This is a genomic window from Tistlia sp., from assembly GCF_040905785.1.
In the GTDB taxonomy this organism is placed as follows: domain Bacteria; phylum Pseudomonadota; class Alphaproteobacteria; order Kiloniellales; family DSM-21159; genus Tistlia.
In genome coordinates, this window is the sequence record NZ_JBBDQW010000052.1 from 61,260 (window position 1) to 81,158 (window position 19,899).

23 protein-coding genes are annotated in these 19,899 nt (G+C 70.7%); 18 read left to right on the forward strand and 5 right to left on the reverse strand.

Annotated features, from left to right (window positions below):
* The first annotated feature begins 118 nt into the window (after nucleotides 1-118).
* The 10 genes from WD341_RS12100 (at nucleotide 119) to WD341_RS12145 (ending at nucleotide 10,217) form a co-directional block, all read left to right on the forward strand.
* On the forward strand, nucleotides 119-628 hold the full coding sequence (locus WD341_RS12100) for a flagellar basal body-associated FliL family protein (RefSeq protein ID WP_368425713.1): 510 nt from the start codon (nucleotides 119-121) through the stop codon (nucleotides 626-628).
* A gap of 41 nt (nucleotides 629-669) precedes the next feature.
* Entirely contained in the window at nucleotides 670-1,734 is a 1,065-nt protein-coding gene (gene fliM / locus WD341_RS12105) for a flagellar motor switch protein FliM (RefSeq protein ID WP_368425714.1), read from the forward strand.
* Nucleotides 1,734-2,219, forward strand: a complete 486-nt coding sequence (locus tag WD341_RS12110) for a DUF6468 domain-containing protein (RefSeq protein WP_368425715.1) — start codon at nucleotides 1,734-1,736, stop codon at nucleotides 2,217-2,219. Before fliM ends, WD341_RS12110 begins: the two co-directional genes overlap by 1 nt.
* A gap of 44 nt (nucleotides 2,220-2,263) precedes the next feature.
* Nucleotides 2,264-2,971 (forward strand): MotE family protein, encoded by a 708-nt coding sequence (locus tag WD341_RS12115; RefSeq protein WP_368425716.1) that lies wholly within the window; start codon nucleotides 2,264-2,266, stop codon nucleotides 2,969-2,971.
* 127 nt (nucleotides 2,972-3,098) lie between these two features.
* Nucleotides 3,099-3,488 carry a response regulator gene (locus tag WD341_RS12120; RefSeq protein WP_368425717.1) on the forward strand — a complete coding sequence of 130 codons (390 nt, stop codon included), beginning with the start codon at nucleotides 3,099-3,101 and terminating at the stop codon, nucleotides 3,486-3,488.
* Nucleotides 3,489-3,557: 69 nt separating this feature from the next.
* Nucleotides 3,558-4,220: a protein phosphatase CheZ gene (locus WD341_RS12125; protein ID WP_368425718.1), complete on the forward strand. Its 663-nt coding sequence runs from the start codon at nucleotides 3,558-3,560 to the stop codon at nucleotides 4,218-4,220.
* Nucleotides 4,221-4,230: 10 nt separating this feature from the next.
* Nucleotides 4,231-4,908: a hypothetical protein gene (locus WD341_RS12130; protein WP_368425719.1), complete on the forward strand. Its 678-nt coding sequence runs from the start codon at nucleotides 4,231-4,233 to the stop codon at nucleotides 4,906-4,908.
* A complete protein-coding gene (locus tag WD341_RS12135) occupies nucleotides 4,905-5,690 on the forward strand; it encodes a flagellar motor protein MotB (RefSeq protein ID WP_368425720.1) in 786 nt (261 codons plus the stop codon). Before WD341_RS12130 ends, WD341_RS12135 begins: the two co-directional genes overlap by 4 nt.
* Before the next feature lie 182 nt (nucleotides 5,691-5,872).
* Nucleotides 5,873-8,827, forward strand: coding sequence for a hypothetical protein (locus tag WD341_RS12140; RefSeq protein WP_368425721.1), 2,955 nt, complete (start codon nucleotides 5,873-5,875; stop codon nucleotides 8,825-8,827).
* Between the two features lie 505 nt (nucleotides 8,828-9,332).
* Complete coding sequence (locus WD341_RS12145) at nucleotides 9,333-10,217, forward strand: LysR substrate-binding domain-containing protein (protein WP_368425722.1); 885 nt, start codon at nucleotides 9,333-9,335, stop codon at nucleotides 10,215-10,217.
* Between the two features lie 17 nt (nucleotides 10,218-10,234).
* Here WD341_RS12145 and fliP read toward each other — a convergent pair whose 3' ends face one another.
* The 5 genes from fliP to csrA all read right to left on the reverse strand — a co-directional run bounded on the left by fliP (nucleotide 10,235) and on the right by csrA (nucleotide 12,389).
* Complete coding sequence (gene fliP, locus WD341_RS12150; protein ID WP_368425723.1) at nucleotides 10,235-10,999, reverse strand: flagellar type III secretion system pore protein FliP; 765 nt, start codon at nucleotides 10,997-10,999, stop codon at nucleotides 10,235-10,237.
* Nucleotides 10,996-11,358, reverse strand: coding sequence for a FliO/MopB family protein (locus WD341_RS12155; RefSeq protein WP_368425724.1), 363 nt, complete (start codon nucleotides 11,356-11,358; stop codon nucleotides 10,996-10,998). Before WD341_RS12155 ends, fliP begins: the two co-directional genes overlap by 4 nt.
* A 4-nt stretch (nucleotides 11,359-11,362) precedes the next feature.
* On the reverse strand, nucleotides 11,363-11,701 hold the full coding sequence (locus WD341_RS12160; RefSeq protein ID WP_368425725.1) for a hypothetical protein: 339 nt from the start codon (nucleotides 11,699-11,701) through the stop codon (nucleotides 11,363-11,365).
* Complete coding sequence (locus tag WD341_RS12165; RefSeq protein WP_368425726.1) at nucleotides 11,698-11,973, reverse strand: EscU/YscU/HrcU family type III secretion system export apparatus switch protein; 276 nt, start codon at nucleotides 11,971-11,973, stop codon at nucleotides 11,698-11,700. The genes WD341_RS12160 and WD341_RS12165 overlap by 4 nt, the downstream gene beginning before the upstream one ends.
* Nucleotides 11,974-12,104: 131 nt before the next feature.
* Complete coding sequence (csrA, locus tag WD341_RS12170) at nucleotides 12,105-12,389, reverse strand: carbon storage regulator CsrA (RefSeq protein WP_368425727.1); 285 nt, start codon at nucleotides 12,387-12,389, stop codon at nucleotides 12,105-12,107.
* Between the two features lie 157 nt (nucleotides 12,390-12,546).
* Between csrA and flgB the strand changes: the two genes are divergently transcribed.
* From flgB to recA, 8 genes are all read left to right on the forward strand, one after another.
* Nucleotides 12,547-12,954 (forward strand): flagellar basal body rod protein FlgB, encoded by a 408-nt coding sequence (gene flgB / locus WD341_RS12175; RefSeq protein ID WP_368425728.1) that lies wholly within the window; start codon nucleotides 12,547-12,549, stop codon nucleotides 12,952-12,954.
* Nucleotides 12,955-12,978: 24 nt separating this feature from the next.
* Nucleotides 12,979-13,386, forward strand: coding sequence for a flagellar basal body rod protein FlgC (gene flgC / locus WD341_RS12180; RefSeq protein ID WP_368425729.1), 408 nt, complete (start codon nucleotides 12,979-12,981; stop codon nucleotides 13,384-13,386).
* 108 nt (nucleotides 13,387-13,494) lie between these two features.
* Nucleotides 13,495-13,821, forward strand: coding sequence for a flagellar hook-basal body complex protein FliE (gene fliE, locus WD341_RS12185; protein ID WP_368425730.1), 327 nt, complete (start codon nucleotides 13,495-13,497; stop codon nucleotides 13,819-13,821).
* A gap of 96 nt (nucleotides 13,822-13,917) precedes the next feature.
* Nucleotides 13,918-14,184: a flagellar biosynthesis protein FliQ gene (gene fliQ / locus WD341_RS12190; RefSeq protein WP_368425731.1), complete on the forward strand. Its 267-nt coding sequence runs from the start codon at nucleotides 13,918-13,920 to the stop codon at nucleotides 14,182-14,184.
* 7 nt (nucleotides 14,185-14,191) lie between these two features.
* The gene (gene fliR, locus WD341_RS12195; RefSeq protein WP_368425732.1) at nucleotides 14,192-14,953 is read left to right on the forward strand and encodes a flagellar biosynthetic protein FliR; all 762 of its coding nucleotides are present in this window, start codon (nucleotides 14,192-14,194) and stop codon (nucleotides 14,951-14,953) included.
* A gap of 12 nt (nucleotides 14,954-14,965) precedes the next feature.
* Nucleotides 14,966-16,042, forward strand: coding sequence for a flagellar biosynthesis protein FlhB (flhB, locus tag WD341_RS12200; RefSeq protein ID WP_368425733.1), 1,077 nt, complete (start codon nucleotides 14,966-14,968; stop codon nucleotides 16,040-16,042).
* Between the two features lie 84 nt (nucleotides 16,043-16,126).
* Nucleotides 16,127-18,490, forward strand: a complete 2,364-nt coding sequence (locus WD341_RS12205) for an ATP-binding protein (protein ID WP_368425734.1) — start codon at nucleotides 16,127-16,129, stop codon at nucleotides 18,488-18,490.
* Between the two features lie 226 nt (nucleotides 18,491-18,716).
* Nucleotides 18,717-19,802, forward strand: coding sequence for a recombinase RecA (recA, locus tag WD341_RS12210; protein ID WP_368425735.1), 1,086 nt, complete (start codon nucleotides 18,717-18,719; stop codon nucleotides 19,800-19,802).
* The last annotated feature ends 97 nt before the right edge of the window (nucleotides 19,803-19,899 follow it).

Below are 19,899 nucleotides of genomic sequence, written 5' to 3' on the forward strand. Positions count from 1 at the left end.
CTTGCCGGGCAGGTTTTGCCGCAGTGCGGCGGACGAAACGGCTTGTTAACCAGGGCGGCGCTACCTTGCCGGTGCACGCCAATTGGGGCGCTAAATCTAGCGAGAGTTCGAGGCAAGGATGGTCGATTCGACGGTCGAGGACGGCGGCGACGTCGAAGTCCAGGCGGTGCCGCGAAAGGGCGGAATGAGCGGCAAGAAGCTCGTCCTCATCGTCCTGCCGCTGCTGTTGCTGGTCGGCGCCGGCGCCGGCCTATTCTTCTCCGGCGCGCTCGGCGGCGAGAAGGACGAGAGCCACGAGGAGGTCCTGGCAAAGGCGCCGAAGTCGACGGTCTACTACGAGTTGCCCGAGATGCTGGTCAACCTGAGCAGCAGTGGCCGCAAGACCAGCTTCCTCAAGCTGACGGTCAGCCTGGAGCTTTCCAGCGAGCTCGCCGTCGCCGAGATCGAGAAGGTGCAGCCGCGCGTCGTCGACGCCTTCCAGGTTTACCTGCGCGAGCTGCGCCTGGAAGACCTGAGCGGCTCGGCTGGCCTCCAGCGGTTGCGTGAGGAGCTGCTGGTGCGCGTGAACGCCGCCGTCGCGCCGGTCGAGGTGCACGACGTGCTGTTCAAGGAAATGCTGGTCCAGTAGCCGCGCCACCGGCGCCAACGCTCGAACGACGGGAGCCGACCTTGGCCGACGAGATCGAAGAGGACGACGACGAACTCGCTGCCCAGTGGGCGGCGATGGCCGACGAAGGCGAAGAAGGGGAGCTGGGCGGCACGTCGGCCCGCGTCCTCGACCAGAACGAGATCGACTCGCTGCTCGGCCTCGACGACCAGACATCCGAGTCCCAGGACAACTCGGGCATTCAGGCGATCGTCAATTCGGCGCTGGTGTCCTACGAGCGCCTGCCGATGCTGGAGGTCGTCTTCGACCGCCTGGTCCGGATGATGTCGACCTCGCTGCGCAACTTCACCTCCGACAACGTCGAGGTCAGCCTCGACAACATCTCCTCGGCGCGCTTCGGCGATTACCTCAACTCGATTCCGCTGCCGGCCATGCTGGCGGTCTTCAAGGCCGAGGAGTGGGACAACTACGGCCTGATGGTCGTCGATTCCGCGCTGATCTACTCGATTGTCGACGTGCTGCTCGGCGGTCGCCGCGGCACCGCCGCCATGCGCATCGAGGGTCGGCCATACACGACGATCGAGCGCAACCTGGTGCAGCGCATGATGCACGTCGTGCTGGCCGACCTCTCCGCCGCCTTCGACCCGCTGTCGCCGGTCACCTTCCGCTTCGAGCGGCTGGAGACCAACCCGCGCTTCGCGGCCATCGCCCGCCACGCCAACGCCGCCATCGTCACGCGCCTGCGCATCGACATGGAGGACCGCGGCGGCCGCATCGAGCTGCTGCTGCCCTACGCGACGCTCGAGCCGGTGCGCGAGCTGCTGCTGCAGATGTTCATGGGCGAGAAGTTCGGCCGCGACTCGATCTGGGAAAGCCATCTGACCGCCGAGCTCTGGCAGACCGAGGTCTCGCTGCAGGGCGTGCTCGACACCGTGGAGGCGACGCTCGGCGACGTCCTCAACTGGAAGGTCGGCACCCATGTGGCGCTGAACCGCTCGCCCCAGTCCAAGGTCGAGCTGCGCTGTGGCGACATCTCGATGTTCGGCGGCGCCATGGGCCGAAAGAACGGCCACATCGCCGTGCGCATCGCGGACAAGCTGCTGCGCGAACCCCGGGAGGACACGTGATGGATCTCGGCCTGCTCGCCGACGGCCTGCTGGCGCTGTTGCTGGCGGTGACGATCGCCTACGCGATCGTCCTCAACCGCAAGCTCTCCGCGCTGCGCGCCACCAAGGACGAGATGGCGCGGATGCTCGCCGACTTCGCGCAGACCACCGCCCAGGCGGAAGCCGGGGTGCGCGAGCTGCGCCAGAGCGCCTCGGCCTCCGGGGACGGGCTCAGCGCGGTCGTGGCCGAGGCCGACGGCAAGCTCGAGAAGGCCCTCGGCCTGAAGGAGGACCTGGTGTTCCTGGTCGAGAAGGGCGAGGCCCTGGCGGACCGGCTGGAGCGTGGCCTCGAAGGCGGCCGGGCCAGCCAGGCCCGCCCCCGGGCGCCCGCCGCCAAGCCTGCCCCCGCCAAACCCGGAGCCAAACCTGCCGCCGCCAAGCGCGACGGCGAGCCAGAGGTCGCCAAGGACGAGGGCCTGCTGCGCTCGCTCGCCGGCGTCCGCTGAGCCAGACAGACCAGCCCGAGACCAGACAGGAAGGTCGAACCCCCGTGACCCTGCGCCTCTTGCCCTTCGTCATCGCCGTCGCCGGCGTCGCCCTGGCTCTGCGCCTGGGCGGCCTGCTCCACGACATCCAGGCCGTCGCCGCCGAGAAGGTCGCCGCCGAGCCGGTCGCCAGCTATGCCGAGCCGGGGCGCGCGGGCGGCGAGCAGGTTGCCCAGCTGACCGCCGAGCGGGCGGACGACGGCTCTGTCGAAGGGCTTGGCGACGGGTCTGGCGAAGCGCCTGTCGAGGATGCGGCCGGAACGCCGCTGTTCGATCTGCCCGCCGACCCGCTGCAAATGAGCGACCAGGAGATCGAGCTGCTGCAGGCGCTGTCAGAGCGCCGGCTGCAGCTCGACCGGCGTGCCGCCGAGGTCGAGCAGCGTGCCGCGCTGCTGAGCGCGGCCGAGAGCAAGATCGACGAGAAGATCGGGCGCCTGGAGAGCCTGCAGGCGCAGATCGAGGCGCTGCTCGTCGCCTACGACGAGCAGGAGGACAAGCAGGTCGAGAGCCTGGTCAAGATCTACGAGAGCATGAAGCCCAAGGACGCGGCGCGGATCTTCGAGGAGTTGGAGATGGACGTCCTGCTCTCGGTCGTCGAGCGCATGAAGGAGCGCAAGGCGGCGCCGGTGCTGGCCGCGATGAACGCCGAGCGCGCCCAGGAGGTCACCCAGGAGTTGGCGACGCGCCGGGACCTGCCGATCCCGCGGGACTGAACGCCCAGCCGCCGCAGGCCTCTGCGCGCGAATTTACCCTCGATTAATCGTGTCCCCCTAGTCTGCCCCTCATTCGCTGCGGCACCCGCCGCACCCAAGCACGCGCGATCAACTATCGGAGTGACCCATGTCCGCCGTCGATATGAACATGCCGATCCTCATCGTCGACGACTACAAGACGATGCTGCGGATCATCCGGAACCTGCTGAAGCAGCTCGGCTTCGACAACGTCGACGAAGCCAGCGACGGCTCGGCAGCGCTGCAGCGCCTGCGCGACAAGGCCTATGGCCTGGTCATCTCCGACTGGAACATGGAGCCGATGAGCGGCCTGCAGCTGCTCAAGGAAGTCCGCGCCGACTCGCGCCTCAAGGACCTGCCGTTCGTCATGATCACGGCGGAGAGCAAGAGCGAGAACGTCATCGCTGCCAAGCAGGCGGGCGTCACCAACTACATCGTCAAGCCGTTCAATGCCGCCACGCTCAAGACCAAGCTCACGGCGACGATCGGCAATTTCTAGGCGGCAATTTCTAGGCGGCAATTTTTAGGGCGGTCGCAGGGACCATCCGAACCAGAGGGAGGCGGAGCCATGTCGGTTCACCCGGGTAACGGCGCGCACGACCTCGAGGTCCGCGTGACCCAGTTGCTGAAGGCGCGCAGCGAGATCGAGCCGCGCCAGCTGGTCGAGGCCGTCGAAGCGATCATGGCGACCGCCCAGGGCGACCTGTCGAGCGCCAACCTGAAGCTCTACGCCGAGATCGAGAGCCTGGCGCACTACATCCAGAACGCCCGCGCCGAGATCGCCTCGCTGCGCCCCGACGAGATCACGGACGAGCACCTGCCGGCCGCCGGCGAGGAGCTCGAGGCGATCGTCGGCGCCACCGAGCAGGCGACCAACTCGATCATGGAGGCGGTCGAGGCGATCGAGACGGTGGCGGCGGAGCTGCCGCCCGAGCAGGCCGAGCGGATCACCGCCGCGGTGACCAGCGTCTACGAGGCCTGCGGCTTCCAGGACATCACCGGACAGCGCATCTCCAAGGTGGTCAACGCCCTGCGCCACATCGAGAGCAAGGTCCAGGCGCTGCTGGTCGCCTTCGGCGGCGACAGCCTGCCGAAGCCGTCCGCCAAGGGCGGCAGCAAGCGCGCCGACGGCAAGGACCGCCCCGACGAGCACTTGATGAACGGCCCGCAGAACGCCCAGGCGGCGATCAGCCAGGACGACATCGACGCGCTGCTCGCCAGTTTCGACTGAGGAGCACGAGATGGCGGCGGGGCCGCTGCCCGGGGGCCCGGGACCGGAGCGCGCAGGCGACAGGCCCGACCCCGGGCTGGTCGCGCTGCTCAGCCTCCAGCTCCTGCTGCTCGCCTTCTTCATCCTGCTCACCGCCCTCTCGCAGTACGAGCAGGACCGCGTCCAGCGCGTCGTCGAGAGCGTGACCGACGCGTTCGGCGTGCCCTTCGAGTCCGCCGAGCCGCAGCCGCTCAGCGCCGGCAGCCTCGGCTTTCACGAGGCCATGAAGCCGGTCGCCGAGGAGCTGCGGCGGGTCGCGGCGGCGGCGCTGCCGGTCAGAATCGAGATCAAGTTGCACCAGGACGGCGAACTCAGGATCGAGATCCCCTACCAGGCTTTGTTCGGCCTCGCCGACGCCTCGCCGCGCGCCACCGTCAGGCCGCTTTTCGTCACCCTGTCGCGCGCCCTGCTCGGCCACCGCTTCGCGGACCGCGCCTGGACCCTCGACGCCTCGAGCCGCCTCGCCGGCTTTCCGGGCCGCGGCAGCGCGCTCGAGCGGGATCTCGCCGTCGGCCGCGCCGCCGCCGTGGTGCGCTCGCTGGCGGCACTCGGGCTGCCCGCGGAGCGCCTTGCCGCGGGTCTGCTCGACGGGCCGGACCAGAGCCTGCGCCTCCGCGTCCGTCCTCCCGCCATCGCCGCCGTGCCATGACCCGAGAGTTCGAGCGACCGGCCCGCCACCGCACCGGCGCGCCCGTCGAGGGCGCCACCGGCCCGGACCGGGGATTCGAGCGTCCGGCCGACCCGAAGCGGCGCCCGACGCTGCTGCCCTTTGCCTCCCTGCGCCACGGCGAGGGCCAGGCCTGGATGGTCACCTTCACCGATCTGATCGCGCTGATGCTGACCTTCTTCGTCATGCTCTTCGCCATGATGAAGGTCGACGAGCAGCATTGGCAGGGACTGACCGCGAGCCTGGCCGACCGCCTCGACGGCATCGCCGGACCCTCGACCGCCTCGCCGCGCTACGCACGCGATTCCGAGGCGACGGCGCTGCTGCCCGCGACGGACCTCGACTACCTCTCCGCGCTGATCGGCGCCCGGCTCCAGCAGCGCGACGACGCCGGCGCCTACCAGGTCGAGCGCGGCCTCGACAGCCTGATCGTCCGCCTGCCGACCCGCCTCGCCTTCGGCCCCGGCGACAGCGAGCCGCGTGCGGCGGCAGCGGCCGCGATGGCGGCGCTGGCCGAGACCCTGCGCCACCTCGAAAATCGGGTCGAGCTGGCCGGCTATGCCGACGGCCGCGAGCCGGCGGCGCCCTACGCCTCTTCGTGGGAGCTCTCGCTGCTCCGCGCGGTCGCGGTCGCCGGCGTCCTGCGCGAAGCCGGCTACGAGCGCCCGATAGCGGTCCAGGGTTACGGCGACTCCGCCGCCGAGCCGGGGCGCCTCGGGCGGGTCGACCTGGTGATCCACGCCGACGGCGGGGCGGTGCGATGACCCTTTCGCTGCCCCGACTGTCCCTGGCGCCGCTCCTGCTCGTCGCCCTGCTGTGGACCGCGGCCGTGCCCGCGAGCGCGCAGGACGCGACCGCGCCTCCCACCCCCTCCGAGGGCACCCCGCCCCTCGCTCCGCCCGCTTCGGCTCCTGCTGCCGAGCCAGCGGCATCGCCAGCGGTGGGGATGCCGGCCCGAAGCCTGCCGGTCCTGCTGCGTGCCGGCGTGCACGATGACTACGACCGCCTGGTCTTCGACTGGCCGGCGGCGGTCGACTTCGCGCTCGAGGCCGAAGGCATCGGCACGGCGCGCATCCGCTTCGCCGGGCCGGGCCGGCTCGACGCCTCCCTGCTCGCCAAGACCGCCACCGCCCGCCTGCGGACGGTGACCGCGAGCGACGGCCCAGACGGCTTGTCGGTGCACCTCGGCTTTCCCTCGGGCGTCAGGGCGCGCGCTTTTTCGCTCGGCGACCGGATCGTCGTCGACCTGGTCGGCCCTGCGGGCAGCCCGCAGCGCCCGACCGTGGAGCTGCTGGACGGCCCCTTGCCGTCGGCGACAGCCGAGGCGTCCGGGGCTCCAGCCGCTGCTTCCAAGATGCCGGTGCCGCTGGTCCCCCAGGAGGCCACGGTTCCGCCGGCGAAACCGGCGGGGGCCGCCTCCGAGCCGCGTCCGGAGACGCCTGCCGCCGAGGCCGCGCCCGAGCGGCGCCCGCCGCCGCCGAACGTGCGGGTCAGCGAGCCGGCCGGCTTCCAGATCGACCGTACCGACCTGTTCGGCCGACGAGTCGCGACGCCGCTGCCCGGCGGCACCGCGCCTTGGCCCGAGCCCGTGGTGCTGCGCTTCGACTGGCCGCAGCGGACCCGGGCGGCGGTGCTGCAGAGCGGTCCCGCGGTGCTGCTCGTCTTCGACGGCGAGGCGCCGGGTTGGGCGACGCGCCGCCTTGAGACGCTGGCGCCCGAACTGGTGAAGCTCGAGCGCCACGAGCTGGAGTCCGGGACCGCCTTCAGCTTCGAGGTCAGCACCCTGGTCGCGCCGCTGCTGCGCCCGGAGGGGCGGGCCTGGGTGCTCGACCTGCGGCCGAGACCGGCACTGCTCGACCAGCCGCTGCCGCTGACGCCCGACGCTGTCGCCCAAGCGCTGCGGATCGGCACCGAGGACGCCGGCACCCCGATCGCGCTGCGCGACCCGGCGACCGGCGGCAGGATCTACGCCGTGCCGCTCGGCGAGAACGCCGGCTTCGCCCCGGCCCGCCGTTTTCCGCAGTTCGAGATTCTGTCGAGCCCGCAGGGGCTGTTCGTCGCGCCCCTGAGCGACCGCGTGACGGTCGACTCGACGCCGCGGCGCGTGACGGTCGCCGGTCTCGGCGCCGTTCCCCTCGGTGCGCGCCCGTCGCGTACCGAGGGTCTCGCGTCGGACGGTCCTACCTCAAGCGAGACCGGCCGCCGCCTGTTCGATCCGGCGGCCTGGCGGCTCGAGGCGCGCGGCGGCTATTCGGAGGTGCGCCAGCAGCTGCAGACCGCGGTTGCCACGGCGCGCACCGCCGGGGAGCTGACCGCGGCAAGGCTGGCGCTGGCGCGCTTCTACTTCGGCTACGGCCTAGCCAAGGAGACCCTGGGCCTGCTCAAGATGGTGGTCGCCGACGATCCGCGGCTGTCGCGCGATCCGGAACTGCTGCTGATGGCGGGCGCCAGCCGGACCCTGGCCGGCGATTACGAGGAAGCCGTCGAGATCCTCGGTGACGGCGCGCTCGTCGCCGAGCCGGAGGCCCGGCTCTGGCAAGGGCTGCTGGCCGCCGCCGCCCAGGACTGGCCGGTCGCCGCCGACCGCTTCGCCGACAGCCTGCCGCTGACCGCCAGCTACGCCCGTGCGGTGCGCGTGCGCTTCGCCCTGGCGGCGGCGGACGCGCGGCGGGAGATCGGCGACACCGCGACGGCCGAGGACTACCTGAAGCAGATCGAGCCGCAGCTGCGCACGGACCTCGAGCGTGCGCGTCACTCTCTCGCCCAGGCCATGACCCTGCTGGCCGACGGCCAGCCGGACCCGGCCGAGACCCGGCTGAAGGAGGTCGCGGCCGGCGGCTACGGCTCCGCCTCCGCGCGGGCCCGCCTGCTGCTCATCGAGCGAGCACTGGCCGACGGCAGCCTGCTGCCCGCCCAGGCGATCGAGGAAATCGAGAAGCTGCGCTTCGCCTGGCGCGGCGACGGCTTCGAGTTCGCCCTGCTGATGCGCCTGGCCGACCTCTACGAGGCCGAGGGCAGGGGCCGGGAGGCGCTGCGCAGGCTGCGCGCCGCTGCCTCCAGCTTCCCGGGCAACCCGGAGACCGAACGTGCCGCGATCCGCATGCAGGATCTCTTCGCCGACCTCTTCACCGGCGCGGCCGCCGCGAGCATGTCGCCGCTCGCCGCGCTGTCTCTCTACGACGAGTTCCGCGAGCTGACGCCGCCGGGCCTGATCGGCGACGCCATCATCGAGTCGCTCGCCGACCGCCTGGTCGAGATCGACCTGCTGGACCGGGCCGCCGACCTGCTCGACGAGCAGGTCGCGCACCGCCTGAGCGGCCTCGAGAAGAGCCGGGTCGCAGCACGCCTCGCCTTGGTCAGGCTGCTTGACGGCCAGCCCGCCGCGGCCCTGGCTGCCCTCGACGCCTCGGCGCTCGACGAGCTGCCGGCAGAGTTGCGCCTGGAGCGCGCCCGCCTGCGCGCCAAGGCCATGGTCGACCTGGGCCAGGACCGCACCGCCCTCGACCTGCTGGCGGGCGACGACAGCGCTGAGGCCGACCGCCTGCGGGTGGAGATCGCGCGTTCGGCCGGACGCTGGGCCGAGGTCGCGACAACGCTCGGCCGGCACCTGCCGCCGGCCGGCCAGCCGCTCGACGAGAGCGACGCCGCCCAGGTGGTCAACGCCGCCGTCGCCCACGTTCTGGCCGGCCAGCGTGCCGAGCTGCAGTCCCTGGCGCGCCGCTACGCCGCCGAGATGGCGGTCAGCCCCCACGCCGACACCTTCGAGCTCCTGGCCGGCGCCGGCGCCCTGAGCGCCCTCTCCTCGATATCGGAGCAGCTCGGGCAGGTCGAGCAGGCGCAGGCCTTCATGACCGACTACCGCGAGCGGCTGGTCGGCGGCTCGCTGAGCGCGCTGAACTGAGCGGCGACCCTTGTCCGGCACGCGGTCGACTGGTTCGGTCGGGAAAGGGCGGCTGACGGCTGAGCGCGCTGAACTAGCCTCGAGGCCTCATACCGGCAGGCGCGTCGCCACCGGCGCTGTCGGTGGATCGGTGAGGCGGCACCGACCCTGCATCGCCGGGCGCGGGCCGCGACGGTCGCTCGGCCGGGCAGCCCCGCCGGAGTCAGCAGGCGGCGAGGCTCCTCTGTGCCGCTGCCGAGGCCGTCCGCGCAGCCGGAGACGCAGGTGCCGCACCAGGCTGCGGAGGAGGGTGGCGCGTGCGCCGCGTGCGCGGGCCGTGACGGCGCTTGGCCGGGTGTATCCGATGGGCAGTTTCATGGCCGGCTCCTGATGAAGCTTCCTCAACACCGCAGGGCACCGAGCAGGGTCTTCGCGGTGACAGAGGCCAATAAAGTGGCTTTCTGCGACGGCGGCAAACGCGCTATTCTCAGCCGATTACTGAGTCATATTTCACAATGAAGAAGCCATGTTGCCGCCGCTGAACGCTCTGCGTGCCTTCGACGCCTGTGCGGCCGCCGCGAGCTTCCGCGGCGCCGCGGAGCGGCTGCACGTGACACCCTCCGCCGTCAGCCACCAGATCCGGCAGCTGGAGGAGTTCCTCGGGGTCGTGCTGTTCGAGCGCACGACGCGGCGGGTGCGCCTGACGTCGGCGGGAGAAGCCTACCTGCCGCCGGTGCGCGAGGCCTTGAAGCTGATCGAGACGGCGACGGACCAGCTGGCGAGGCATCGCGATCGGCAGCGGCTGACCGTCAGCGTCGCACCCTCCTATGCCATGGGCTGGCTGATGCCTCGCCTGCCGCGCTTCCAGGTGGCGTACCCGGATATCGAGCTGCGCCTGGACATGTCGGTGGACTACGTGAACCTGCGCGCCAGCGACGTGGACCTGGCCCTGCGCTATTCGGCGAAGGGCGTCTTCCCCGGCCTGACCGCCCATCACCTGTTCGACGAGGAGCTGATCGTCGTCGGCCACCCCGAGCTGGCAGCCCGCCTCGACGGACGCCCCTCGGCCCTATGCCGGGAACGCCTGGTCGAGGTCTCCTACCGCGGCGGCCAATGGCGCCGGTGGTTCGCCTCCGCCGGGCTCTCCGACGCCGTCCCGGAACCGGCGCTCCGGGTCGACTACGACACGGTCGCCGTCGATGCGGCCCTCGACGGCCTGGGCATCGCGCTGGTCCCTCACCCCCTGGTGTCGCCCCACTTGGCCGACGGGCGCCTGAGGTCCCCGTTTCCCACCCGTATCGAAGGCACCCACAGCGCCTGTCACCTGGTCTATCCGGAGGAGCGCCGCGACGACCCGACGATCGAGGCCTTCCGCGCCTGGATCGTGGACGAGCTGGGCCGGGGAAAGTGACGGAGGCCGCCCCCCCGCTATCCGTAGCTGGCGACGAGGCTGCCGGCGACCAGGTACCAGCCGTCGACCAGCACGAAGAAGATCAGCTTGAAGGGCAGGGAGATCATCACCGGCGGCAGCATCATCATGCCCATCGACATCAGGATCGAGGCGACCACCATGTCGATGATCAGGAATGGCAGGAACAGCAGGAAGCCGATCTCGAAGGCGCGCCGGAGCTCGCTGATCATGAAGGCCGGGATCAGCGCGCGCATCGGCGTGTCGTCCGGGCCCTCGACCGTGTCGATGCCGGCCATGTCCATGAACAGGCGCAGATCCTGCTCGCGGACGTGGCCCAGCATGAAGGTCCGCACCGGCGCGGCGGCCAGCTCGAGCGCGGTCAGCTCGTCGACCTCCTCGTTGACCAGCGGCAGGATCGCCTCGTCGTAGACCTGCTCCATGGTCGGCATCATGACGAAGAGGGTCAGGAACAGGGCCAGGGAGATCAGGACCGAGTTCGGCGGGGTCTGCTGGATGCCGAGCGCGCTGCGCAGGAACGACAGGACGACGACGATGCGGGTGAAGGAGGTGACCATCACCAGGATCGAAGGCGCCAGGCTGAGCACCGTGACCAGGGCGACCAGCTGCAGGATGCGGCCCGTCGCCGAGCCCTCGCCCTCGCCCTCGCCGAGGTCGAGCGAGAAGCTCTGGGCCACCGCCGGCTCGGCCAGCAGGCCGAGTAGCCAGCCGAGGACGGCGCCGGCGGCGAGCGCCGGCGCGAGTCGGCGGAACAGGCGGATCATCGGCTCTGCTCCAGGGTCGTCGCGAAGTCGGGAGCAGCGGGCGGGGCAGCGGGCTCGGCGGGCTCTTCCCTGCCGGCCTCAGGGCCGCCGGTGGTCGCGATCATCAGGTCGGGCGCCGGACCCTGGTTGAGCAGCAGCAGGTGCTCGCGCCCGTCGCAGCGCACCAGCGCCAGCTTGCGGCGCGGGTCGAGCGACAGCACCTCGACGACGCCGAGGCGCCGGCCCTCGCCCTTGCGGGCCGAGGTCGGCATGAGGTTGCCGGCGACGCCGCTGCGCCGGACCAGCCAGGCGAGGGCGCCGATCAGCCCGAGCACCAGGGCCAGGGCGGCGACGAACTGCAGATATCCGGAAAGGTCCACGGTGTCAGCGCCCGCCCGGCTTGGTCTGCTGGCTCTGGCTGTAGGCAGAGACGGCCTGGCGCCGGCGACCGGTTTCGCCGAGGTCCTTGGCGAGCCGGTCGAGGCCGGTGCGGAAGTCGCCGCTCAGGCGGTCCACTTCGTCGATCACGCCGATCAGGCGCGGCCGCAGCTGCCGGGCCCGGTCGGCGGGCAGGGCGGCGACCTGCTCGCCCAGCAGCGCCACGTCCGCCTCCAGGCCCTCGAGAGCGCCGAGGTGGCCGGCCTCGAGCGCGGCGCGGGCGGTTGTCAGGCGGCTCTCGATGCTGTCGAGAAGCGCATCCGCCTCCTGAAGGGGTCGACTCATCGGCTGATCTCCAGGTTGGCGCGGTAGAGCCGGTTTAGGATCTCGGCGACGGCGCCGAGGGCGGCGACCGGGATCTCGCAGTCGATCTCGACCGCGGCCAGCACCTCCGCCAGGTCGGCGTCGTGGCGCACCGCGACGCCTTCGGCGAAGGCGATCTCCAGGATCTGCTCGGCGAGGGCGCCGCGACCCTTGGCCACCAGGCGCACGGTGCCGTCCTCGCTGGTCCGGCTCAGGGCGACGGCCAGGTCGCTGTCGGGAACTGTCTGGGACAAGGCTGGGCTCGCTGCTGCTGGGGCGACGGCGGCCGTGCCGTCACGCAGCGCATCCTTGCCGCATCATGCTTAACGAATGCTTGAAGCCGCCGCAGATCGGGCGCGGCAGGCGCGGGCCTGCAAGAGCGGACTCAGGATTCTGGCTTGTCGTCGCCCTCGGGGAAGCTCGGCGAGGGTGCCTCGGCGGGCTCCGGCGGGCCCTTGCCGCGGAAGGCCTCGGCCAGCACCTCGCTGCCGGCCGCCGCGGCGCGATTCTCTTCCTGAATCCGCTCATAGATCTCGCGACGCAGCACCGTCGCCGTCTCCGGGAAGGTGAAGCCTAGCTTGATCGACTTGCCGCGGATATCGACGACCGTCACTTCGATGTCGTCGTTGATTACCACGGACTCGCCTATCTTGCGGGTAAGATAGAGCATGGGCGGTGGCGGCCCCTTGTCCCCGTCAGGCGCCGTACCGGCGCGGTCTCCGTCCCAATCTGGAACCCCTCTATCAGCTTTTACCCGATCTTAACAAGCTGCGCGCAACCTCAGGCTCCGGTGTCACCTGCGGCACCGGCGAAAGATCGGTGGCGGCATGACGGCAAAGATCGGGCTGTTCGAGGTGTTCGCGAAGCGCTTGGACTGGCTGTCCCAGCGCCAGAACGTGATCGCCCAGAACATCGCCCAGTCGGACACGCCGGGCTACGTACCCAAGGACCTGGCCGCGGACGCCTTCGTGCGCGAGTTGCGCAACACCGGCGCCGCCCTGCGGACTGCCAAGACCGAGAGTCGGCACATCCCGGGCACCCTGGAGAACGCGAAGGGCACGCCGGCGCGCGAGACCCGCGAGCAATACGAGGCGTCGCCCGCGGGCAACGCCGTCGTCGTCGAGGAGCAGTTGGTCAAGATGGCCCAGACCCAGATGGACCACGCCACCGTGACCAACCTCTACAGCAAGTACATGGGCATGTTCCGCATGGCCCTGACCGGCAGCGCGCGCTAGCGGGCGGCCTGAGGCGAAGGCGAAATGGACCTCTACAAAAGCCTGCACATCTCCGCGAGCGGCATGAAGGCCCAGGGCACGCGCGTGCGCGTGATCTCCGAGAACATCGCCAACTCCAGCTCGACCGGCCAGACGCCCGGCGCCGAGCCCTATCGCCGCAAGACGATCTCCTTCGGCGAGCGCATGGACCGGCAGCTCGAGGTGCCGCTCGTCGAGGTCAGGAACATCTCGACGGACAAGTCCGAGTTCTCGCGGCGCTTCGATCCCGGCCATCCGGCCGCCGACGCCGAGGGCTACGTGCTGATCCCGAACGTCAACACCCTGATCGAGGTCAGCGACATGCGCGAGGCGCAGCGCTCCTACGAGGCCAACCTCAAGGTGCTGCAGACCTCGCGGACCATGCTCGAGCAGACCTTGGGCATCCTGCGCTAGCGCAGGACCGAATTACCGGCGCACGCCAGGACGGCGCGCGACAACGAACGGCCAGGACGGCTCCACGGGCAGGCGGGAGCTGCGAGAGCTCGCCGCGGAGGGCTGAGGATGGCGATCAATTTCAACGAGGCGGCAGGGGCCTACGCCCGCGCTGCCGGCAAGGCCGTGCAGATGCCCGGCCAGAGCCAGGGCCTGGATTTCCGCAGCGGCCAGCTCGACGACGGCTTCTCGGCCGCTCTCGAGCGCGCCATGACCTCGGCGGTCGGCCAGATGCGTGAAGGCGAGAACCAGTCGGTGATGGCCGCGACCGGCCAGGCCGACCTCAACGAGGTCGTGGTCGCGGTCAGCAAGGCCGAGCTGACGCTGCAGACCATGACGACGCTGCGCGACAAGGCGATCCAGGCGTACCAGGACATCCTGCGCATGCCGATCTGACGGCGCCTCCGGCCCGCCGCTTTCTCACGTCCGTCCGGCACCAGTTCGCCACGGCAGCTGCGCCGGGCCTCCTCCGTCCGGAGCCCGATATTTTAGATGAATGCCGTCGACGCCCTCGAGATCGGCCGCGAGGCGGTCTGGACCATGCTCAAGGTCGGCGGGCCGATCCTGCTGCTGGCGCTGATCGTCGGCCTGATCATCGCGCTGTTCCAGGCGCTGACGCAGATGCAGGAGATGACGCTGTCCTTCGTGCCGAAGATCGTCGTGATCTTCCTGTCGCTGATCCTGCTGCTGCCCTTCATGCTGTCGAGCCTGGTCGAGTTCACCGAGCGGGTGATGGACCGGATCGTCTCGCTCGGCTGAACGGCCGATGCTCAGCGAGCTCCTTCCGGCTCAGGTCTTCGCCTTCCTGCTGGTCTTCGCGCGGGTCGGCTCGGTGATGATGGTGATTCCCGGGATCGGCGAGGCCTTCGTGGCGGCGCGGGCTCGCCTCGGGCTTGCCGCCCTGCTGACGCTCCTGGCCCTGCCGCTGGTCGCGGCGGGACTGCCGCCGGCGCCCGCGGCCCCGGTCGCCCTGGTCGTCCTGCTGCTCGGCGAGATCGTCATCGGCCTGTTCCTGGGCTCCATCGCCCGCATCCTGACCAGCGCGCTCGGCGTCGCCGGCATGATCATCGCCAACATGACCTCGCTCGCCAATGCCATGATCAACGACCCGACCTCGCAGCAGCAGGGCTCGATCGCGGGCAACTTCCTGTCGCTGACCGGCCTGCTGCTGATCTTCACCCTCGACCTGCATCACCTGCCGATCAGCGCCGCGGTCGACAGCTACCTGATCTTCCCGCCGGGCGGGCCGCTGCCGGCCGGCGACCTGTCCGAGACGATCGCGCGGACCGCTGCGCAGAGCTTCCTCCTGGCCATGAAGCTGGCGGCGCCGGTCGTCGCCACGGCCGGCATCTTCTACCTCGGCCTCGGCCTGCTGGCCCGGCTGATGCCGCAGGTCCAGATCTTCTTCATCGCGATCCCGCTGCAGATCTGGCTGGGCCTGGTCGTGCTGGGGCTGTCGCTGCCGGTCGTCATGCGCGTTTTCCTCGCCGCCTACGAGGAACGCCTGCTGTTCTTCATCGCACCCTGAGGAGCGCCGCCGATGGCCGACGACAGCGACGACTCCCAGAAAACCGAGGAGCCGACCCCGAAAAAGCTGCGCGAAGCCCGAGAGAAGGGCGACGTCGCGCGCTCCCAGGAGGTCAACCACTGGTTCATCATTCTTGCCCTGACCGCCACGGTCGGGCTGCTGGCGCCGATGTTCCTGGGCCAGCTCGGGCGGGCGCTGCTGCCCTTCCTGGAGCAGCCGCACCTGATCGTCGTCGACGGCGACGGCGCGCGGCTGGTCCTGGCCGGCCTGCTGTGGGACGTCGCCCTGGCCATGGCGCTGCCCTTCGCCGCGACGATCTCGGCGGCGCTGGCCGCCAACGCCCTGCAGGGCGGCATCCTGTTCTCGGCGGAATCGCTCAAGCCGAAGCTGGAGAAGCTCTCGCCGATCGCCGGCGCCAAGCGGTTGTTCGGCCAGCGCGCGCTGGTCGAATTCGCCAAGGGGGTCCTGAAGCTGAGCCTGGTCGGCGCGATCATCGCCGTGCTCGTCGCGCCGCGCTGGCAGTCCTACATGGACCTGCCCGAGCTCTCCGTCGAGCAGCTGCTCCTGCTGCTGCGCCAGGAGGCGCTGCGCGTGCTGATCGGCGTGCTGTCCGCCATGTCCGTGATCGCCGGCGCCGACTACCTGTTCCAGCGCTACAAGTCGATGCAGAAGCTGCGCATGTCCCGCCAGGAGGTGAAGGACGAGATGCGCCAGTCCGAAGGCGACCCGATCGTCAAGGCGCGGCTGCGCCAGCTGCGCCAGGACCGCGCGCGCCAGCGCATGATGGCCGCGGTGCCGGGCGCCGACGTCATCGTCACCAACCCGACCCACTTCGCCGTCGCCCTGAAGTACGAGGGCGAGGTGATGAGCGCGCCGGTGTTGGTCGCAAAGGGCGTCGACTTCATGGCGCAGAAGATCCGCGAGGTCGCGCGCGAGAACGACGTGCCGATCGTCGAGAACCGGCTGCTCGCGCGCGCGCTCTACGACGGCGTCGACATCGATCAGGAGGTGCCGCCGGCCCACTACAAGGCGGTCGCCGAGGTGATCGGCTACGTCATGCGCCTGCGCGGCCGCCTGCCGGCGCGCTAGGCTTTCGGTCGACCATGACTTAGGAGAACGCTCGTCGCCGGCGATACTATGCCGGCGGCGCGCGACAGCAGGGGAATTGAGCCTTTGGGAAGCGGCATTTCAGCGATCGGGCTCTGGCCGCTCGCGGCGGCTCTGGCCGCCGGCCTGGGGCTGGGCCTCCTGGCCGGCTTCGCCCTCTGGCGGACGCAGCGGGCCAGGCGGCGGCGCGCGGACCGCGTCATCCGCGGCTTCGCCGCCTTCGACCGGCCGGCCCAGATCGTCGGCCGCGCGGGCGAGCTGCTCGATTCGAACGAGGCGGCCCGGCAGGCCTACGGCCGCAGCGGCGTGCTGCCCGAGGAGCTGGGGGTCCGCGCGCGCGACGAGGAGATGCGCGAGCGCCTGGTCCGGCTGGCCGGCAAGGCGGCGCGCGGGCTCGGCGGCCGCGAGGAGGTCGTGCTCGCCGAGGGCGGCGGCGAGCAGCGCTGGATCGAGGTCGAGGCCCACGGCCTGGGCCACGACTCCGGCGAGGTCATGTGGATCGCCCAGGACGTGACCGACCGCCGCCAGATCGAGCAGACCATGGCCGAGGAGCGCGACCGCCTGCTCGACCTCTTCGAGTACGCGCCGGTCGGCGTCTACTCGGTCGAGGCCAGCGGGCGCTTCGAGTACGTCAACGCCACCCTGGCGAACTGGCTCGGCCGCAGCCGCGGCGAGCTGCTCGGCGGCCTGTCCCTGCGCGACGTGCTCGCGGAGCCGGCCGAGGACCTGCCGGCCTACCTGCCCTTCGGCGGCGGCGACCGCAGACGCGGCGAGGCCGACTTCCTGGACGCCGCCGGCGGCCGCTTCCGCGTCTCGATCACCCAGGAGGTGCTGGAGGACGGGCCGGGGCGGCTGCGCACCCGCTCGGTGGTCCGCCACCTGGCCCAGGAGCGGGCGGCCGAGAACGCCCTGGCACAGGGCGAGCTGCGCTTCCGCCGCTTCCTCGACGAGGCGCCGATCGGGGTCGCCCAGCTCGATGCCGAGGGCGTCGTCGTCGAGCACAACAAGACCTTCGCCTCCATGGTCGCCGGCGAGCGCACGCTGACCGGACGGCCGCTGGCCGATTTCCTGATCGAGTCCGATCGCAGTGCCCTGGCCACCGCGATGACGCAGGTCGGCACGGCCGACGGCACGGCGGCTGAACCCCTCGAGGTCCGTCTCGGCGGCGCCCGCGACACGGTCTGCCAGCTGACCCTGCGCGGCGCCGGCGCCGGCGCCGGGGGCGGCGGGGCGATCGTCCACCTGCTCGACCTGACCGAGCAGAAGGCTCTTGAGGCGCAGTTCGCGCAGTCGCAGAAGATGCAGGCGGTCGGCCAGCTCGCCGGCGGCATCGCGCACGACTTCAACAACCTGCTGACCGCGATGATCGGCTTTTCGGACCTGCTGCTGCTGCGCCACCGGCCTGGCGACCAGTCCTTCGCCGACATCATGCAGATCAAGCAGAACGCCAACCGCGCCGCCAACCTGGTCCGCCAGCTGCTCGCCTTCTCGCGCCAGCAGACGCTGCAGCCGAAGGTGCTCAACGTCACCGACGTGCTGGCCGAGCTGGCCCACCTGCTGCGCCGGCTGATCGGCGAGGCGATCGAGTTCAAGGTTGTCCACGGGCGCGGCCTCGGCACGATCCGCGCCGACCAGGGCCAGCTCGAGCAGGTCATCATCAACCTGGTGGTCAACGCCCGCGACGCCATGGCGGCGACCGGCGGCGAGCTCGCGATCCGCACGGCCAACCTGGCGCTGCCTCACGAGCGCCGGATCGGCGGCGACGTCATGCCCGCCGGGCGCTACGTCACCATCGAGGTCAGCGACACCGGCTGCGGCATTCCCAAGGAGATCATGGGCCGCATCTTCGACCCCTTCTTCTCGACCAAGGAGGTCGGCGAGGGCACCGGCCTCGGCCTCGCGACGGTCTACGGCATCGTCAAGCAGACCGGCGGCTTCGTCGGCGTCGAATCCTCGGTCGGCCGCGGCACGACCTTCTCGATCCACCTGCCTGAGCACCTAGCGGCGCCCGGCCCGGCCGTTCTGGAGGCGAGCGAGAACCGCGACCTCTCGGGCATCGGCAAGGTGATGCTGGTCGAGGACGAGGATGCGGTGCGCGCCTTCTCGGCCCGGGTGCTGCGCACCAAGGGGTACGAGGTGATGGAGGCGCGCTCGGGCGAGGCGGCGCTCGAGCTGCTGCGCGGCGGCGCGGGCGCCGTCGACATCGACCTGCTGGTCACCGACGTGGTCATGCCCAAGGTCGACGGCCCGGCCCTGGTCAAGGTGGTGCGCGAGCACCACCCGACCCTGAAGGTGATCTTCATTTCCGGCTACGCCGAGGATTCCTTCCGGCGCCGGATCGGCGAGGAGAGCGGCATCTATTTCCTCGCCAAGCCCTTCAGCCTCAAGCAGCTGGCGAGCAAGGTTAAGGAGGTCATGGGCGAGCGCTGACCGCGACCTGCCTGGCTCCCTCCTTCCGCAGGCGCCGCAGGGCCCGGTTTGTTCCCGCGCGGCACGCATCGCGTGCAGGACTTCGCAGCCCGGGGCGCGCAGTGCCGCGCAAGGTCGCCACAAGATCCCTGTTTGTTCCCTTTTTGTTGCAAAAAGCGAACGGAGACGGTACGTTCAATCCACATTGCGGCGCGGGGCCGCGGCGTGGAATACAGGGACATCTCTCATGGCGGAACCGGCACTGAAGCTCGTGGGCAAAGAACAGGCTGACAAGGAGCGCGCCCTGCAGGCGGCGCTGACCCAGATCGAGCGGGCCTTCGGCAAGGGCTCGGTAATGAAGCTCGGCCAGCGCGAGGTCGTGCAGATCGACACCGTCTCGACAGGCTCGCTCGGGCTCGACATCGCGCTCGGCATCGGCGGCCTGCCGCGCGGTCGGGTCGTCGAGATCTACGGGCCCGAATCCTCGGGCAAGACGACCCTGGCCCTGCACGTGGTCGCGGAGGCCCAGAAGGCCGGCGGCACCTGCGCCTTCATCGACGCCGAGCACGCGCTTGACCCGACCTACGCCGTCAAGCTGGGGGTCAAGGTCGAGGAGCTCCTGATCAGCCAGCCCGACGCCGGCGAGCAGGCCCTGGAGATCGCGGACACCCTGGTGCGCTCCGGCGCGATCGACGTGCTGGTCGTCGATTCGGTCGCTGCCCTGGTGCCGCGCTCCGAGCTCGAGGGCGAGATGGGCGACCAGATGCCGGGCCTGCAGGCGCGGCTGATGAGCCAGGCGCTGCGCAAGCTGACCGGCTCGATCTCCAAGTCGCGCTGCATGGTCATCTTCATCAACCAGATCCGCATGAAGATCGGCGTCATGTTCGGCAGCCCGGAGACCACGAGCGGCGGCAACGCGCTGAAGTTCTACGCCTCGGTGCGGCTCGACATCCGCCGCATCGGCGCGATCAAGGACAAGGAGGTCGTGGTCGGCAACCAGACCCGGGTGAAGGTCGTCAAGAACAAGCTCGCGCCGCCGTTCCGCATCGTCGAGTTCGACATCATGTACGGCCAGGGCATCTCCAAGACCGGCGAGTTGCTCGACCTCGGCGTCCAGGCCAGCGTCGTCGAGAAGTCGGGCGCCTGGTTCTCCTACGACGGCCAGCGCATCGGCCAGGGGCGCGAGAACGCCAAGAGCTTCCTCAAGGAGAACCCGGCGATCGCCCAGGCCATCGAGAAGGCGGTGCGCGCCAACGCCGGCCTTGTCGCCGAAGCCATGCTTGAGGGTCCCGGCGGGGATCCCGACGAAGAGCAGGCCGGCCCCGAGGACTGAGCGGCGGCCTGTGAGCGACGGCTTGTGACCGGCGGCCCGACCCGCCGTCGGGAGCGAGCCGAACAAGCGGCAAGACGAAAAGGCCGGGGCGCAAGAG

Excerpts from the sequence above, each read along its gene's own strand:
- fliR (WP_368425732.1), top strand. The coding sequence starts at position 14,192 with ATGCTCAGCGAGCTCCTTCCGGCTCAGGTCTTCGCCTTCCTGCTGGTC.
- WD341_RS12120 (WP_368425717.1), top strand. The coding sequence starts at position 3,099 with ATGTCCGCCGTCGATATGAACATGCCGATCCTCATCGTCGACGACTAC.
- fliQ (WP_368425731.1), top strand. The coding sequence starts at position 13,918 with ATGAATGCCGTCGACGCCCTCGAGATCGGCCGCGAGGCGGTCTGGACC.
- WD341_RS12110 (WP_368425715.1), top strand. The coding sequence starts at position 1,734 with ATGGATCTCGGCCTGCTCGCCGACGGCCTGCTGGCGCTGTTGCTGGCG.
- fliP (WP_368425723.1), bottom strand. The coding sequence starts at position 10,999 with ATGATCCGCCTGTTCCGCCGACTCGCGCCGGCGCTCGCCGCCGGCGCC.
- csrA (WP_368425727.1), bottom strand. The coding sequence starts at position 12,389 with ATGCTCTATCTTACCCGCAAGATAGGCGAGTCCGTGGTAATCAACGAC.
- fliE (WP_368425730.1), top strand. The coding sequence starts at position 13,495 with ATGGCGATCAATTTCAACGAGGCGGCAGGGGCCTACGCCCGCGCTGCC.
- WD341_RS12135 (WP_368425720.1), top strand. The coding sequence starts at position 4,905 with ATGACCCGAGAGTTCGAGCGACCGGCCCGCCACCGCACCGGCGCGCCC.
- flgC (WP_368425729.1), top strand. The coding sequence starts at position 12,979 with ATGGACCTCTACAAAAGCCTGCACATCTCCGCGAGCGGCATGAAGGCC.
- WD341_RS12130 (WP_368425719.1), top strand. The coding sequence starts at position 4,231 with ATGGCGGCGGGGCCGCTGCCCGGGGGCCCGGGACCGGAGCGCGCAGGC.
- WD341_RS12140 (WP_368425721.1), top strand. The coding sequence starts at position 5,873 with ATGCCGGCCCGAAGCCTGCCGGTCCTGCTGCGTGCCGGCGTGCACGAT.
- recA (WP_368425735.1), top strand. The coding sequence starts at position 18,717 with ATGGCGGAACCGGCACTGAAGCTCGTGGGCAAAGAACAGGCTGACAAG.
- WD341_RS12145 (WP_368425722.1), top strand. The coding sequence starts at position 9,333 with ATGTTGCCGCCGCTGAACGCTCTGCGTGCCTTCGACGCCTGTGCGGCC.
- WD341_RS12100 (WP_368425713.1), top strand. The coding sequence starts at position 119 with ATGGTCGATTCGACGGTCGAGGACGGCGGCGACGTCGAAGTCCAGGCG.
- flhB (WP_368425733.1), top strand. The coding sequence starts at position 14,966 with ATGGCCGACGACAGCGACGACTCCCAGAAAACCGAGGAGCCGACCCCG.
- flgB (WP_368425728.1), top strand. The coding sequence starts at position 12,547 with ATGACGGCAAAGATCGGGCTGTTCGAGGTGTTCGCGAAGCGCTTGGAC.
- WD341_RS12160 (WP_368425725.1), bottom strand. The coding sequence starts at position 11,701 with ATGAGTCGACCCCTTCAGGAGGCGGATGCGCTTCTCGACAGCATCGAG.
- WD341_RS12125 (WP_368425718.1), top strand. The coding sequence starts at position 3,558 with ATGTCGGTTCACCCGGGTAACGGCGCGCACGACCTCGAGGTCCGCGTG.